This window comes from Plantibacter auratus (genome assembly GCF_050587365.1).
GTDB lineage: Bacteria > Actinomycetota > Actinomycetes > Actinomycetales > Microbacteriaceae > Plantibacter > Plantibacter auratus.
In genome coordinates this window covers 80718-95270 of record NZ_JBOBFV010000003.1, presented here as the reverse complement: position 1 = coordinate 95270, position 14553 = coordinate 80718, and the positions used below count along the sequence as shown (strand labels likewise).

At 70.1% G+C, this 14553-nt stretch carries 15 protein-coding genes and 1 pseudogene; 10 read left to right on the top strand and 6 right to left on the bottom strand.

Annotated features, from left to right (window positions below; all coding sequences use genetic code 11):
* Window position 1: 1 nt before the first annotated feature.
* Entirely contained in the window at window positions 2-1318 is a 1317-nt protein-coding gene (locus ACQ3HE_RS13425; RefSeq protein WP_426738528.1) for an MFS transporter, read from the bottom strand.
* Between the two features lie 131 nt (window positions 1319-1449).
* On the opposite strand from ACQ3HE_RS13425, the gene ACQ3HE_RS13420 reads away from it, so the two are divergent.
* Window positions 1450-1881: a pyrimidine dimer DNA glycosylase/endonuclease V gene (locus ACQ3HE_RS13420; RefSeq protein ID WP_079707123.1), complete on the top strand. Its 432-nt coding sequence runs from the start codon at window positions 1450-1452 to the stop codon at window positions 1879-1881.
* An 84-nt stretch (window positions 1882-1965) separates the two neighbouring features.
* Window positions 1966-2247: a YdeI/OmpD-associated family protein gene (locus ACQ3HE_RS13415; RefSeq protein ID WP_430893135.1), complete on the top strand. Its 282-nt coding sequence runs from the start codon at window positions 1966-1968 to the stop codon at window positions 2245-2247.
* A gap of 37 nt (window positions 2248-2284) precedes the next feature.
* Here ACQ3HE_RS13415 and ACQ3HE_RS13410 read toward each other — a convergent pair whose 3' ends face one another.
* Window positions 2285-2929, bottom strand: a complete 645-nt coding sequence (locus ACQ3HE_RS13410) for a hypothetical protein (protein WP_430893134.1) — start codon at window positions 2927-2929, stop codon at window positions 2285-2287.
* 168 nt (window positions 2930-3097) lie between these two features.
* On the opposite strand from ACQ3HE_RS13410, the gene ACQ3HE_RS13405 reads away from it, so the two are divergent.
* Window positions 3098-4138, top strand: a complete 1041-nt coding sequence (locus tag ACQ3HE_RS13405; RefSeq protein WP_430893133.1) for an LLM class flavin-dependent oxidoreductase — start codon at window positions 3098-3100, stop codon at window positions 4136-4138.
* 33 nt (window positions 4139-4171) lie between these two features.
* Here the strand turns inward: ACQ3HE_RS13405 and ACQ3HE_RS13400 are convergent, their stop codons facing one another.
* Together ACQ3HE_RS13400 and ACQ3HE_RS13395 are read right to left on the bottom strand one after the other, a co-directional pair.
* Window positions 4172-4444: a protealysin inhibitor emfourin gene (locus tag ACQ3HE_RS13400; protein ID WP_064294474.1), complete on the bottom strand. Its 273-nt coding sequence runs from the start codon at window positions 4442-4444 to the stop codon at window positions 4172-4174.
* A gap of 41 nt (window positions 4445-4485) precedes the next feature.
* Entirely contained in the window at window positions 4486-5595 is a 1110-nt protein-coding gene (locus ACQ3HE_RS13395; RefSeq protein WP_430893132.1) for a M4 family metallopeptidase, read from the bottom strand.
* A gap of 151 nt (window positions 5596-5746) precedes the next feature.
* Between ACQ3HE_RS13395 and ACQ3HE_RS13390 the strand changes: the two genes are divergently transcribed.
* From ACQ3HE_RS13390 to ACQ3HE_RS13370, 5 genes are all read left to right on the top strand, one after another.
* A complete protein-coding gene (locus ACQ3HE_RS13390) occupies window positions 5747-6910 on the top strand; it encodes an LLM class flavin-dependent oxidoreductase (protein WP_430893304.1) in 1164 nt (387 codons plus the stop codon).
* On the top strand, window positions 6907-7536 hold the full coding sequence (locus tag ACQ3HE_RS13385; protein ID WP_194645604.1) for an FMN reductase: 630 nt from the start codon (window positions 6907-6909) through the stop codon (window positions 7534-7536). Before ACQ3HE_RS13390 ends, ACQ3HE_RS13385 begins: the two co-directional genes overlap by 4 nt.
* Before the next feature lie 148 nt (window positions 7537-7684).
* Window positions 7685-8473, top strand: coding sequence for a hypothetical protein (locus tag ACQ3HE_RS13380; protein ID WP_124769538.1), 789 nt, complete (start codon window positions 7685-7687; stop codon window positions 8471-8473).
* Between the two features lie 102 nt (window positions 8474-8575).
* Window positions 8576-8845 (top strand): 30S ribosomal protein S15, encoded by a 270-nt coding sequence (rpsO, locus tag ACQ3HE_RS13375; RefSeq protein WP_056012204.1) that lies wholly within the window; start codon window positions 8576-8578, stop codon window positions 8843-8845.
* A 248-nt stretch (window positions 8846-9093) separates the two neighbouring features.
* Window positions 9094-10581 carry an amino acid permease gene (locus tag ACQ3HE_RS13370; RefSeq protein ID WP_430893131.1) on the top strand — a complete coding sequence of 496 codons (1488 nt, stop codon included), beginning with the start codon at window positions 9094-9096 and terminating at the stop codon, window positions 10579-10581.
* Between the two features lie 144 nt (window positions 10582-10725).
* Here the strand turns inward: ACQ3HE_RS13370 and ACQ3HE_RS13365 are convergent.
* A pseudogene (locus tag ACQ3HE_RS13365) lies at window positions 10726-11211 on the bottom strand (DedA family protein); the annotation flags it as partial.
* Between the two features lie 117 nt (window positions 11212-11328).
* On the opposite strand from ACQ3HE_RS13365, the gene ACQ3HE_RS13360 reads away from it, so the two are divergent.
* Window positions 11329-12249 (top strand): NADP-dependent oxidoreductase, encoded by a 921-nt coding sequence (locus tag ACQ3HE_RS13360; RefSeq protein ID WP_159879101.1) that lies wholly within the window; start codon window positions 11329-11331, stop codon window positions 12247-12249.
* On the opposite strand, the gene ACQ3HE_RS13355 is transcribed toward ACQ3HE_RS13360, so the two are convergent.
* Complete coding sequence (locus tag ACQ3HE_RS13355) at window positions 12239-13351, bottom strand: acyltransferase family protein (RefSeq protein ID WP_430893130.1); 1113 nt, start codon at window positions 13349-13351, stop codon at window positions 12239-12241. The two genes, ACQ3HE_RS13360 and ACQ3HE_RS13355, sit on opposite strands and share 11 nt — an antisense overlap.
* A 117-nt stretch (window positions 13352-13468) precedes the next feature.
* Between ACQ3HE_RS13355 and ACQ3HE_RS13350 the strand changes: the two genes are divergently transcribed.
* Entirely contained in the window at window positions 13469-14551 is a 1083-nt protein-coding gene (locus tag ACQ3HE_RS13350) for an FUSC family protein (RefSeq protein ID WP_430893129.1), read from the top strand.
* Window positions 14552-14553: the final 2 nt, after the last annotated feature.

Sequence of the window (14553 nt, the reverse complement as noted above, 5' to 3'; positions counted from 1 at the left end):
GCTACGGGGTCGGCGTCCTGGCGTCGTAGCGTCGGAAGGCCCCCTGGACGCGGACGAGCGTCCAGACGAGCACGACGACCAGGAGTCCGCCGGCGAGCGCCGGTACCCAGAGCGCGAAGGCAGACGCGGCGAGGCCGATGTAGAGGTCGCCGACGCGGGGTCCGCCGGTCACGACGACGGTGAAGACGCCCTGCAACCGACCCCGCACGGCATCGGGCACGGCCGCCTGGAGGATCGTCATCCGGAAGATCGAACTGATGTTGTCGGCCGCTCCGGCGACGGCGAGTGCGATCGCCGCGATCACGATGGCGGGCAAGTTCGCGTCGGCCGCATCGTGCGTCGCCGTTCCGGAGAACGTGACCCACGCGAGGACCGCGCCGAAGCAGGCGATGGCGAGCCCGTAGACGATGATGGCCCGCTCGATGGCGCGGCCCTGACGGTCGATCCGGCCGAGTCGTCCGGAGACGAGGCTCGACAGCAGGGTGCCGACCGCGCCGGCTGCGGTCAAGACCCCGACGGTGATCGCGCCGCCACCGAGCAACAGGGTGCCGACGGCGGGGTAGAGCACCCGTGGGTTGCCGAACGTCATCGCGACGATGTCGACGATGAACGTCATCCGGACGTTGGGGGCCGTCCGGAGGAAGGTCCAGCCGTCGACCAGGCTCGCGAGGCCCGGAAGTCGACTGACGCCGCCTTCGGGCAGGATCTTCGGCAGCGACGCGATCCCGAGGAAGGCGGCGACGAACAGCACGACGTCGATCGTGTAGGTCCAGCGGAATCCGACACTGGCCACGAGGACGCCGGCGAGTGCGGGACCGACCGTCACCATGACCCCCGCGGCGATGCCGGACAACGCCGCGGCGGACGGCAGCAGGCGGGCCGGCAGCAGCCGGGGGAGGATCGCCTGCCGCGTCGTCCCGACGATGGTCGTCGACACGGCGTTGATCGTCGTGAGGAGGTACAGCGGCCAGACCAGCTCCGAACCGCTCCAGGCGAGCACCGCGATGATCGCCGTGGACACCCACGTGACCACGGCGGCCGTCAGGGCGACCGTGCGTCGGTCGAACGCGTCCGCGAGCATGCCGCCGTAGAGCCCGAAGCAGATCATCGGGATGAGGGCGATGACGCCCACGAGCGAGACGGCGAACGTCGACGCGGTGAGGTCGTAGACCTGGAGGCCGACGGCGACGATGGTCATCTGGCCGCCGATCCCGGTGATCGCCCCGCCGATCCACAGCCGGGCGAAGGCCGGACTCTCCCGGAGTGGACTCAGATCGACGAGGAGCCCGCGCCGCCCGGATCCGGGTGCAGCGCTCACCGGGGCATCGGGTGACGGGATGGAGCGCGCTCAGACATGCACCTCAGCCTACGCGCGTCGCGGCAGGGCTCCGCGGTGAGGGCAGGGGCTGCCCGGAGTCGGTTGTCAGCGCCCTCGGGCAGGATGGAGACATGCGTCTCTGGTCGATCCATCCCCGGTACTTCGACGCCCAGGCGCTGACATCGTCCTGGCGTGAAGGGCTGATCGCCCAGCGGGTCCTGCAGGAGCCCGGATCGAGCCTCCGTGCACACCCGCAGCTCCAGCGCTTCCTCGAGGCCGACGAACCGTTGGAGGCGATCGCGGCCTACCTCAACGGTGTCGCCGACGAGGCGCAGGAGCGCGACATCGTCTTCGACCGTGCGCGTGTCGTCGCCTCCGGCGTCCTCCCGGAACCCCTCGTCGTGACCGACGGCCAGCTCGACTACGAATGGGGCAACCTGCGGCGACACCTGCTCGGACGCAGCCCGGACGTCGCGTCCCGATGGGCGAAGGTCTGGCGACCGCAGCCGCACCCGGTGTTCGTCGTCGTCGGTGGTGGCGTCGCCTCATGGGAACTCGCCTGAGGTCCTGACGGCCCGAGGACCCTGCCGAGGTCGGTCAGGACCGAGCTGCTCGACGGCTGCCGTCCGACCCACTACCGTTGCCGCATGGGCAGACACGCTGATGTGGGAGCCGCGCCGCTCTCGGCGACCGGCACGGTGGTGCGGCTGCGGCCGGACCTCGAGGAGGCGATCGACGACGCCGGTCGATTGTCGTTCTTCCGCGGCCTGCCGAACAGTGCACAGCGGGAACTCGCGATGTGGGTGGAGCGGTCCGACGACGCGCACCGGGATGCACGGATCGAAGCGGTCATCGAGTTGCTCGCCCAGCGGGCCGTGGAACTCTGGACGGCCGCTCCTGCGCGTACCGCGGGTGGTCAGCGGCGCTGACGGACACGCGTCGGCGCTCCAAGGGTGCCGGTAGGGCTCAGAACCCGAAGTCGCCGCCGCCACCGAAGTCGCCGCCGCCACCGACGTCGCCGAATCCACCGTCACCCCAGCCACCGCCGTCGGCGGAGGTGTCGGCTGCGGAGGCGTCTGTCGCCGCGCCGTCTCCCGCCCCGGCCTCGGCACCGCTCTGATCGGTGCCACCGGCGTCGGCTGCGGGATCGGTCCCGACGGTGTCCGGAATGAACGCCTGCGCGATGGCCGAACCGACCACGACACCGGCGATGGTGCCGAGCATGGAGCTGGCGAGCATGCCGCCGAAGCCCATCCCGCCGCCCTGCGGACCGAGGTTGCGCTCGAGGGTCCCGGGCTGCCGCACCTCGGCCCGGGTGGCCGAACGCGCGAGGGACTTGGGGGAGCCGTCTGCCGGTGCCTCACCGGTCGGGGCGTCCTCCGACAACTGTCGGTACAAGATGCCCCGCTGCTCGGGGGTGAGCTTCGTGAAGGCCTCTTCGTGGACCTGTTCGATGGTCTCCGGCGGCGCGGTCCGCAGGAGGTAGCGGTAGCGTTCGACGGCGATCTCGTCCTCCGTCCGCGCGCGGGCCGGAGCCGGGTTCCCGCCGGCCGTCGCCTGGACAGGTCCATCGGACTCGGGGCGTCCGAGCAGTCGATCGAGGAATCCCATGCTGTGCTCCTTCACGGTCGCGGGCGTCCAGCGTACGCGTCAGGTGTGGCATCTGGCTTGGATCGCCCTGGGAATCCACTGCGGTCGCCGAGGCGGAATATGTCAGGCCGTCCGAGCGCTGCACCCTGATGCGTCTGTCGCCGTTCGGCAGCGCGACGAAAGGTGACCATGCGACTCTCGATACTGGATCTCATCCCCGTCCGCACCGACCAGGACACCGCGGCTGCCCTCGCAGCGACGATCGCCCTGGCGAAGCGCGCCGACGAGCTGGGGTACCACCGGTATTGGGTGGCCGAGCACCACAACATGCCGTCCGTCGCATCGACGAACCCCGCGGTCGTCATCGGCATCCTGGCCGCCGCCACGCAGCGGATCCGGGTCGGCTCCGGCGGCGTGATGCTCCCGAACCACGCGCCGCTCGTCGTCGCCGAGCAGTTCGCGCTCCTCGAGGCCTCCGCGCCCGGTCGCATCGATCTCGGCCTCGGCCGGGCACCGGGCAGCGACCCCGTCATCTCCGCCGTGCTCCGCCAGTCCGGCAACACGAGCGACGTCGACCGGTTCCCGAACAACGTGCAGGACATCGTCGCCCTCCTCGGCGTCGACGGTGCGAGCGTGCGGATGACCTCCGGCGAGGAGTACGCCCTGCGGGGAACGCCGAAGGCCGGCAGTGTGCCGGACGTTTGGTTGCTCGGTTCGAGCGACTACTCGGCGGCGCTCGCCGCAGCACTCGGACTGCCCTACGTCTTCGCGCATCACTTCTCCGGCCAGGGGACGGCTCGGGCCCTCGAGCTCTACCGGTCGAGTTTCCAGCCGTCCGCACATCTCGACGCGCCTCGCACCTTCCTGACCGCGAACGCCGTGGTCGCCGACACGGCCGCCGAGGCGGAGGCGTTGGCGCTCCCCAACCTGCAGCAGATGGCGAGACTGCGTTCCGGCAAGCCGCTCGGACCCATCGCGACCGTCGAAGAGGCCTCCGCGACCGAGCAGAGCGATCTCGAGCTCGGTTTCGTCGAGCAGATGCGCGCTGCCTGGATCATCGGCGACGCCGACCAGGCTGCGGCGGAGCTGCAGGGTCTCGCCGACCGCTTCGGTGTCGACGAGGTCATGGTGTCGCCCGTCGGGTCGGCACGGGAGGGCACGCCGTCGAACTCGGCGCCCGCACGTGAGCGGACGATCGAACTGCTGGCGGAGCGCTTCCCGCAGCACTGACGCCGTCGGCGTCGCGCGACTGGCGAGGAATCGTCAGTCGCGTGGCGGCTGGACGGCGCGCACCCGCTCGACGAGTTCCTGCCAGGGACCGGTGAGCTGCTGCTCGCCGAGGGTGGCCTCTTTGGGCGCGCATCTGATGCGGTAGACGTACCGATCCGGGACCGGTGGTCCTTGTGGGGTGTCGTCCCACGGGAGGCGGTCGAGCAGGACGATCCACCGGTCGACGTCGGGCTGCTCGTCGACGACGACCTCCCAGCGTCGGGTGAGACCGGCCACACCGCCGCTCCTCGTCACCGTGACCTTCATGCCGCGATGCTACTCCGCGAGCCCGGGCGCTGCCAGGACGCTCAGGCGGACGGCTCGATACCGACGAGCGCCCACGCCTGCCCGACCGCGGTGTGCTCCTCCGAGTCCACTTCGAACCTGGCGGCGGCCGCAGCGATCGTCGCCGCGGCGAAGGTCGCGAAGTCGGCGCGCTCCGACAGGCCGCCGACGAGGGTGTCGTACCAGATGAGCCCCGCACGCTCCCAGGCGTTGCCGCCGAGGGCGACGGCGAGCGTCGCGAACGCCCGGTTTGGGATGCCGGAGTTGAGGTGGACGCCTCCGTTGTCGTCGGTCGTCTCGATGTAGTCGTCGAAGTGCGCCGGCTGCGGGTCCTTGCCGAGGACGTCGTCGTCGTAGGCCGTGCCCGGGGCGAGCATGGATCGCAGTGCGTTGCCCTCGACCTCGTCCGTGAAGAGCCCTTCGCCGATGAGCCAGGACGCCGATGCCGCGTCCTCGCCGCGCGCGTGCTGTTCGACAAGGGCGCCGAAGACGTCGGACACGTGTTCGTTGAGCGCTCCGGGCTGCCCCTCGTAGACGAGGTTCGCCGTGTACTGCGTCACGCCGTGGGCCAGCTCGTGGCCGATGACGCTCAAGGAGCTCGTGAAGCTGCGGAAGACCTCGCCGTCGCCGTCGCCGAAGACCATCTGCTCGCCGTTCCAGAACGCGTTGTCGTAGTCGTCGCCGTAGTGCACCGTGGCGAGCAAGGGCAGCCCGCGGCCGTCGATGGAGTCGCGTGCGAACGCCTCGGCGAAGAGGGCGTGGGTGTCTCCGAGGCCGTCGTAGGCGGCGGAGACCGCGGCGTCGGTGGTGGCGGGCTCACCCTCCGAGCGGACGAGCGTGCCCGGGAGGGTCTCGGTCCGCCGGGCGTCGTGGATGCTGCGCTCCGGGGTGCCGACCGGACGCTTGCCAGCCGTGGCGCTGCGCACGGGATGAGTGGCCCGCTCCGACCCGGGCTCGGGGAAGCGGTATGGTCGCGTGGCGAGCAGCGAGTACCGCGCGGCACTGGCGGCACGCGCCAGCTGTGGAGTGTCGAGTTCGGCGATGCGCTCGAGCAACCAGGGTGGGACGATGCCGCACACGTGCCGAGGGGCCGGTGTCGGCATGCTGGACGAAGGGTTCGGTGAGCCGTTCATGCGGTGATCCTGCCATAGCCCGCCGACACGGCGTACGGCTCGCGCGGCGCGCTGTGGACAGGATGCCGAACGGGCCGGGAATAGCGCGGGCGTGAACGCCGTTGTCCTGAATATCCATGCAAACGCATGAAAGAACGAGTGGGAGCGCATGATGCAATTCGGAATCTTCACGGTGGGGGATGTCACCACCGACCCGACCACCGGGATCACGCCCACCGAGCACGAGCGCATCGAGGCGATGGTCGCGATCGCTGTGAAGGCTGAGGAGGTCGGTCTCGACGTCTTCGCGACCGGCGAGCACCACAACCCGCCCTTCGTCCCGTCGAGCCCCACGACCATGCTCGGCTACATCGCGGCGAAGACCACGGACCTCATCCTCTCGACGAGCACGACGCTCATCACCACAAACGACCCGGTGAAGATCGCCGAGGACTACGCCATGCTGCAGCACCTGGCCGGCGGCCGGGTCGACCTCATCATGGGCCGCGGCAACACGGGGCCCGTCTACCCCTGGTTCGGCAAGGACATCCGCGAGGGCATCAACCTCGCGATCGAGAACTATGCGTTGCTCCACCGCCTCTGGCGAGAGGACTACGTCGACTGGCAGGGCCAGTTCCGCACCCCGCTGCAGGGCTTCCAGTCCACGCCGCGACCGCTCGACGGCGTGCCGCCCTTCGTGTGGCACGGCTCCATCCGGAGCCCCGAGATCGCCGAGCAGGCGGCCTACTACGGCGACGGCTTCTTCGCGAACAACATCTTCTGGCCGAAGGAGCACTACATGCGCCTCATCCAGCTGTACCGTCAGCGGTTCGAGCACTACGGACACGGTACGGCCGCGCAGGCGATCGTCGGACTCGGCGGCCAGGCGTTCATGGCGAAGAACTCGCAGGACGCCGTCGCCCAGTTCCGGCCGTACTTCGACAACGCCCCCGTGTACGGTCACGGGCCGACGCTCGAGGACTTCACCGAGCAGACGCCGCTCACCGTCGGCAGCCCGCAGCAGGTCATCGACCGGTACGCCGGGATGCGCGAGACCTTCGGCGACTACCAGCGTCAGCTGTTCCTCATGGATCACGCCGGGCTCCCGCTCGCGACGGTGCTCGACCAGCTCGAGATCCTCGGCGGCGAGGTCGTGCCGGTGCTCCGCAAGGAGTTCGCGAAGGACCGTCCGGCCGACGTGCCGGAGGCGCCGACGCACGCGTCGATGGTCGCGGCCGCTGACGCGGAACTCGCTTCGCGCTCCGGTGCGGTCGAGACGAGCCAGGTCGCATCCGGTTCGGCGTTCGGCGCGGCGGCGGTCGGGGCGACCCGATGACCGCCAAGCGCACGCTCGCCGTCGTGTCGGCCGGCCTCAGCCAACCGTCGTCCACACGTCTCCTCGCCGACCGCCTCCGCGACGCCACCGTGGCGCGCCTCGAGCAGGACGGGTACACGGTCGAGACGACGTCGATCGAGCTGCGCGACCTCGCGCAGGACATCACGAACAACCTGCTGACCGGGTTCCCCAGTCCACGGTTGTCCGAGGCGATCGAAGCCATGACCGCCGCCGACGGCGTGATCGCGGTGACGCCGATCTTCTCCTCCAGCTACTCCGGTTTGTTCAAGTCGTTCTTCGACGTGGTGGAGCCGACCGCCTTGACCGGGGTGCCCGTCGTCCTCGGTGCGACGGGTGGGTCGGCCAGGCATTCGCTCGCCCTCGAATACGCCGTGCGTCCCTTGTTCGCCTACCTGCGGGCGGTGACCGTGCCGACCGCCGTGTTCGCGGCCTCCGAGGACTGGGGGTCGGGCGACGCGCAGGTCGGTGCCCTGCCGGCGCGGATCGACCGTGCGGCCGGCGAGTTGAGCGCACTCGTGGCGGCCTCGGACCGTTCCGGGCGCCTGGATGACCCGTTCGCCCTCGATCGCCCGTTCTCCGAGCTGCTCGGCGGTCTCGGGGCCTGATCGGACGGCTCCGTCCGACCGCGCCGATGCGGGCGGGGACCGCCCGGTGCGGTCCCCGCCTCCGTCGTTCCCAGGCTCGGCGCCCCGGTCTTTGGGATACTGGTGGCGTGCGTCGCCGTCCGGCGTCGCCGGAGGGAGTGGTGGCCAGGTGATCCCCGGAGCGCGTCGACTCGGTTCGCTGCTGCAGCGTGCCGCTCGTACCGCGGCGCTCGCCGTGGTGGCGGTGTCGATCGGCGCCGGATCCGTCGTCCTGCCGCTCGCCGCATCCGCTCCCGCGTCGGCCGCCGGCACTGGGACGATCGAGAGCCCGACCGACGGCGACACCGTCTACCGCGTCGACTACACCCTGGACGGCGAGCAGGTCAGCGGATTCGACGTCACCGGCACCGCCGACCCGGGTGCCGACGTCGTGCTGTCCTACTGGCGCTCGATCGACCTCTACGACTCGGCGAAGGCCTGCTTCAGCAGCTCCACGGCCGATGATGCGTCGTGCGACCTGCAGTCCACCGGCGGGACGGGGGCGACCGAGTTCCGCTTCGACGGTCAGCCGATCGAGATCGGGAGCGACGGCGGATGGTCCACCAGGATCAACATGACCCAGTGGCTGCGCGGTGCGGACGCGGGGGAGTACGACATCACCCTCGCCCTCGTGTCGACGAACGCCGACGGCGGGGCCACGCTCGGCGACCCCGTCCGGCTCGTCTACGACTCCACGACGACCGCCGAGGCGGCCGAGGCAGCGGCTGAACCCGCGCCGAACGCCGGTGCCGGACCGCCGCTCTGGGTCTGGTTGCTCCTCGCCTTCCTGGTCCTGGACCTCATCGCGCTCGCCCTCATCCTCGTGCTGCGTCGCCGACGCCGGGTCGCAGCCAGCGAAGCGGAGGAACGGGCGAACGCGAAGCGGCGCTCGACGCATCGCGAACCTCCCACGCTCTGAACCTGCTAGAATCTCAAGGTTGCCGTCGAACGGCCGCGGATCAAGAGAGCCCACGCATCAGGCGACGGGCACCGCGCAACGAACAGAGAGGGGATCACCACTATGGCGCTTGAAGGAGACCGTAAGAAGGCGATCATCGAAGAGTACGCAACCCACCCAGGTGACACCGGATCCCCCGAGGTCCAGGTGGCGGTCATGACCCGCCGCATCAAGGACCTCACCGAGCACCTCAAGGAGCACAAGCACGACCACCACTCGCGTCGTGGCCTGCTGCTCCTGGTCGGACAGCGTCGCCGCCTCCTCGGCTACCTCCAGGCCGTCGACATCGAGCGTTACCGCTCGCTGATCGAGCGCCTCGGACTCCGCCGCTAGGCAGCACTCTGAACCCTCCGCCAGCTCACGAGACCCACGGTCCCTGAGCCTGTCGAAGGGCGCTGACACCGCGAGCTTCTTCGTGACGGGCCGTCATCCTCCGGGATGGCGGCCCGTTCGTGTTCGATCAGGAACGCTGCAGCTGGAGAACATCCCGTCTGCGACTCGACCTCGGCCTGCTCATCTGGCAAGGTCGAGAGTCGGCTTCGAGCGAGGCCACGAGGTACCGCACCACGGCAAGGAGCACCATGAGCATCTGGCGGACGAAGAGCATCGAGGACTCCCTCGCGGATTCCAGCGTCGAAGGGCGCAGTCTGAAGCGCACCCTCGGCACCTGGGACCTCATGATCATGGGTGTCGCGGTCGCGGTCGGCGCCGGCATCTTCTCCGTCGGAGCCAAGGCCGCGGGCAACTACGCGGGCCCGTCCGTGTCGCTCGCGTTCATCCTCGCGGCCGTCACCTGTGCCCTCGCCATCATGTGCTACGCGGAGTTCGCCTCCACGGTGCCCGTCGCCGGCTCCGCCTACACCTTCACCTACGCCACCCTCGGTGAGCTCCTCGCGTGGATCATCGGATGGGACCTCATCCTGGAGATGCTCACGGCGGCCGCCGTCATCGCCAAGTACTGGGGCATCTACCTCAGCAACGTCTTCCTGCTCTGGGGCTGGGACGTGCCGAGCGAGCTCGACGTCTTCGGGCTCAAGGTCAGCTGGGGCGCGTTCGTCATCGTCGCGATCTTCACGACCCTGCTCGTCCTCGGGACGAAGCTGTCCTCGCGTGTCGCGAGCGTCTTCACGATCATCAAGGTCGCGATCGTCATCTTCGTCATCGTCGTCGGCGCCTTCTTCGTCAAGGCCGCGAACTACACGCCGTTCATCCCCGACGAGGTCCCGACGAAGGGCGGGGCGTCCGACGCCTGGTCGCAGTCGCTGTTCTCCTTCATGACGGGGGCAGCGCCCGCACAGTACGGCGTCTTCGGTCTGCTCGCCGGTGCCTCACTCGTCTTCTTCGCCTTCATCGGGTTCGACGTCGTCGCCACGAGCGCGGAAGAGGTCAAGGACCCGCAGCGCAACCTGCCGCGCGGCATCTTCGGTGGCCTCGCCATCGTGACCGTCCTCTACGTCGGGGTGAGCCTCGTCCTCACCGGCATGGTGCCGTACACGACGCTCGCCGAGGCTGAGGACCCCTCACTCGCGACGGCGTTCATCGCGGTGGGCGCGGACTGGGCGGCGCAGGTGATCTCGATCGGCATCCTCGCCGGCCTGACGACCGTCATCATGGTGCTCCTGCTCGGCCTCGCCCGCGTGGTCTTCGCCATGAGCCGCGACGGCCTGCTCCCGCGCTCGCTCAGCGTCACCTCCGAGAAGCGCAAGACACCCGTGCGGGTGCAGCTCATCGTCGGCGCGCTCGTCGCGCTGATCGCCGGCCTGACCGACGTGGGCATCCTCGAGGAGATGATCAACATCGGGACGCTCTCCGCGTTCGTGCTCGTCAGCATCGCCGTGATCGTACTGCGGAAGAAGTATCCAAAGCTGCCGCGCGCATTCCGTGTCCCGTGGTCGCCGTTCCTCCCGATCCTCTCAGCGGTGCTCTGCGTCTGGCTCATGCTCAACCTGACGACGCTCACCTGGGTGCGGTTCCTCGTCTGGCTGGCGCTCGGCTTCATCATCTACTTCGCCTACAGCCGCCGGCACTCCATCGTCGGCAAGAAGGCGCGGGGCGAGCTCGTCGAGTGAGGCCAGTGGTCGTCGCCGTCGTGCGGCCAGGGCTGCGCTGATCCGGTCGACGGCCACGCCCAGGCCGACGGCGACGACGATCGAGACAGCGGTCGCGAGTACCGGCTGATCCGGGAGGAACCGGCCGACGACGGCTCCGACGCCCACGTTCCACAGTGCCCAGGCGAGCCCTGCGAGGACGGTGATCGGAAGGTACCGACGGGGGCGGAGCCCACTCGCCCCGGCGACGAGGTTGACCGCGATGCGCGCGAACGGGATGTAGCGCGCGGTGAGGATGGCTGCAGCGGCACGGCGCTCGAGGGCGACGCCCGCACGTCCGATCGCGCCCGCGACCCGCGGACGCCGCATCCAGGCGAACCGTGTGGTCCCGATCCGTCGTCCGAGGAGGTAGCAGGACACGTCGCCGGTCACGGCGCCCGCCCAGGCCACGCCGATGAGGAGGGCGAGGCCCGGCGAGCCGCTCGACGTCGAGATCGCTCCGAGCGCCGTCACCGCGGTCTCGCTCGGAAGGACGACCAGGAAGGCGTCGGCGACCGTCAGCAGGTACAGCGCCGGGAACACCCAGCCGGACGCGGCGATCTCGAGCAACCACGCCGTGATCGCCGTCTGCAGCTCATCGACCCATGCCATGCCCGTGATTCTCGCTCGGCCGGGTGAACGGCGCGTGACGTCCCCTGCGGCCGGGGTGGTCCTCGCCTGGGAAGCGTGTGAGCATGGAGGTCGGCGGAAGCCGGCGGAGGAGGCATCATGGCGAGGTTCGTGCGGTTCGACCGGTTCGGTGGCCCCGAGGTGTTCCACCTCGTCGAGGGCGACATCCCGGTGCCCGGCCACGACGAGGTCCGCGTCCGTGTCCTCGTCGCAGGCCTCAACCCCGTCGACCACAAGCTCGCGGCATCACCCGAAGCGCTCGCCTCCTTCGGCCGGGACGTCCCGAGCGGGAACGGCAACGACTTCGCCGGGGTGGTGGACGGCGTAGGGAGCGGTGTCCAGGGATTCGCGACGGGCGACCACGTGTACGGCGGACACCGGTTCCACGCGCAGGCGGACTTCCTCATCGCTCCGGCCGGCATCCTCCATCATGTGCCGGACGGGCTCACCATCGAGCAGGCCGGCGCCCTCGACATCGCGGGACGCGCGGCGATCGCATCGGTCGCCGCCGTCGGCGTCCAGCAGCCGGACACGGTGCTCGTGAGTGCTGCGGCCGGCGGGGTCGGCGTGCTCGCGGCGCAGCTCGCCAGGCGGACGGGCGCGGTCGTGCTCGGCACCGCCGGCGAGGCCAATCAGGAGTTCCTCCGCGGTCTCGGCATCATCCCCGTCCAGTACGGCGACGGGCTGCGCGAGCGTGTCCTCGAGGCGGCCCCTGGCGGGATCACCGCCGTCATCGACACCCACGGCCGGCCCACCCTCGAGCTGGCGCGCGACCTCGGCGTCGCGCCGGAGCGGGTCAACACGATCGCGGACCGGCCCTTCGCCGCCGAGCACGGATTCCGCGGCGTCGGTGGACAGGACGCGACGCTCGACGAGCTGGCAGCGCTCGGCGAGTCGATCGCGCGGGGTGAGATCGTCCTCCCCATCGACAGCGTGTGGCCCATCGAGCGGGTCGTCGACGCCTACCGCCACCTCATCGACGGTCACGTCCGCGGGAAGGTCGTCCTCGTCACCTCGTGACGTCGCGGCGGGACCCGGTCGGGTCGCTCCGAGGGGGCTCCGGGTCGAAGGCCCGCTTGCGACTGAAGATGAACGCCGCGCGGGGTTCGATGAGCGGTCTCGTGATGCGGCGCACGGGTCCGCTGGAGAGTACGACGACGATCAGGACCGACAGCACCAGCAGGCCGATGAGGACGAGCTCGGGGCTGCCCGTGTCGGTGAGGACGCCCGACTCACGCAGGGGGTAGAGCACGAAGGAGTGCAGCAGGTAGACGTACATCGTCGACTGTCCGTACCGGGTGATCCACGACTGGCCGCGGGGGACGAGCACGAAGAACGCCGCGGTGAGGACGACGGCCAGCAGGATCGCCGCGAGTCGCACCAGGCCGCCCGTCCCGTCCTCGTTGCCGAGCGCGGTGTACCCCCGGTCGTAGAAGAACCAGTAGCGCAGGTCGATGCGCCGCCACAGGTCGATCCCGACGACGAGGACGACCGCCCAAGCGATGAGGACGGCGGCGGCGGCGATCCGGATCCACCAGGCCCTCGTACGGACGAGACGCCAGCGGTCCACGAGCCGCCACCGGTTGATCTGCCACCCGAGCACGAAGAACGGGAGGATCCCGAGTGCGCGCGAGAGCGAGAACGTGCTGTCGACGTTGTCGAGGTAGCCGACGCCGATCGAGATCACCACGCTCCAAAGCAGTGGCCAGCGCAGGAGCGCGAGATAGGGCAGGACGAGGCGGAAGATGCCGAGCGCGAGGAGGAACCAGAGCGTCCACGACGGTTGGGTCGGGTTGAACGCGCGTTTGCCCTCGACGAGGAACTGCACGAGGGACCAGATCCCCTCCATGATCAGGTAGGGCAGGAGGATGTCCGTGATCACCCGACGCATCTGTCGTCGTCCGGGAGGGGCCGACTTCGAGAAGTACCCGCTGATGATCGCGAACGCCGGCATGTGGAAGGCGTAGAGGAACAGGTACACGACGAGCGCGGTGTCGGACTCGGAGGTCAGGCGTTGGATCGCGTGGCCCATGACCACGAGCGTGATGCACGCGAAACGGGCGTTGTCCCAGAACGGGACCCGCTGCTTCGGGCGAGCGGCTGCCGGCGCGGGATGCGTCAACGTCACCTCCTGGGGTTCGCACCAGCGTAGCCCGGGGCGGCCCGCGCGATGACGGGGCCCGGGCGCCGGGCTCAGGATGGCGTAGCGTTGGATGGTTGCACGAGAGCGGAGGACCGGATGGCTGAACGCGGTCTGAAGACCTCACTGATCAGCTTCGCGCCGTCGCCGAAACGTTGGCCCGCCGCCCTGACCGCGGCCATCGCGATGGCCGTGCCGGTCGCGGTCGCGACGTTCTTCGGACTCACGCCGCTCGGCCTGCTCACCGGCCTCGGGGCGTTCACCGCGCTCTACTGCGCGCCCCTCAGCCGCCGGGACCGTCTGCGGGTGCTGCCGCTCATCGGAGCAGGACTCGTCACGGCCGCGGCGCTGGGTGTCGCGATGTCGGGTTCACGGCCGCTGACCGCGATCGGTCTCATCGTCGTCGGGTCGGCGGTGATCTGGCTGGTGCAGGGCATCGTCCTCGGCCCTCCGGGCGCGCTGTTCTTCATCCTCGTGTTCGGCATCGCCGGCCACCTGACCGCGCCCGTCCCGATCGGCGGCGCCGGGCTCGACGGCGGACTGGTCGTCCTGCTCGTGGCGGCCGGTTCCGCCTTCGCCTCCCTGGTGGTCGTCGCGCCGTTGCTCGTGCCCGCCGTCCGCCGCGGCGCGGGGAAGCCGACGCCGATGCGGGTGCTGTTCCCCGAGTACCGGCTGAGCGCGACCGACCGCCGGATTGCGACACGCCTCACGGTCGCGCTCGCGATCAGTGCGGTCCTCGGAGCGGTCCTCGGCCTCGGTCACGGGTACTGGATCGCCGGGTCCGCCGTCGCGATCCTCAGCGTCGGGCACTCGCGCACCCTGAGCGCGACACGCGGCGTGCACCGCGTGCTCGGGACGGTCGTCGGCGCCGGGATCTTCCTCGCCGTGGCCTCGCTCCAGCCGCACGGCTACATCCTCGCGCTCGTGCTGGCCGCCCTGCAGTTCACGATCGAGCTCGTCGTCATCCGGCACTACGCGTTGGCGCTCGTCTTCATCACGCCGCTCGTGCTCATCATCAGCACGTCCTCGTCGACGCAACCGGTGCTCGCGATCGTGGGGGAGCGCGTGCTCGACACCCTCCTCGGAGCGGCCGTCGCGATGGTCCTCCTGCTCGTGTCGTGGGGACGCGACCGCCGGCGCGCGGCGTCTCCCGACGCCCCTGGCACCCCGCCCATCACCTGAGG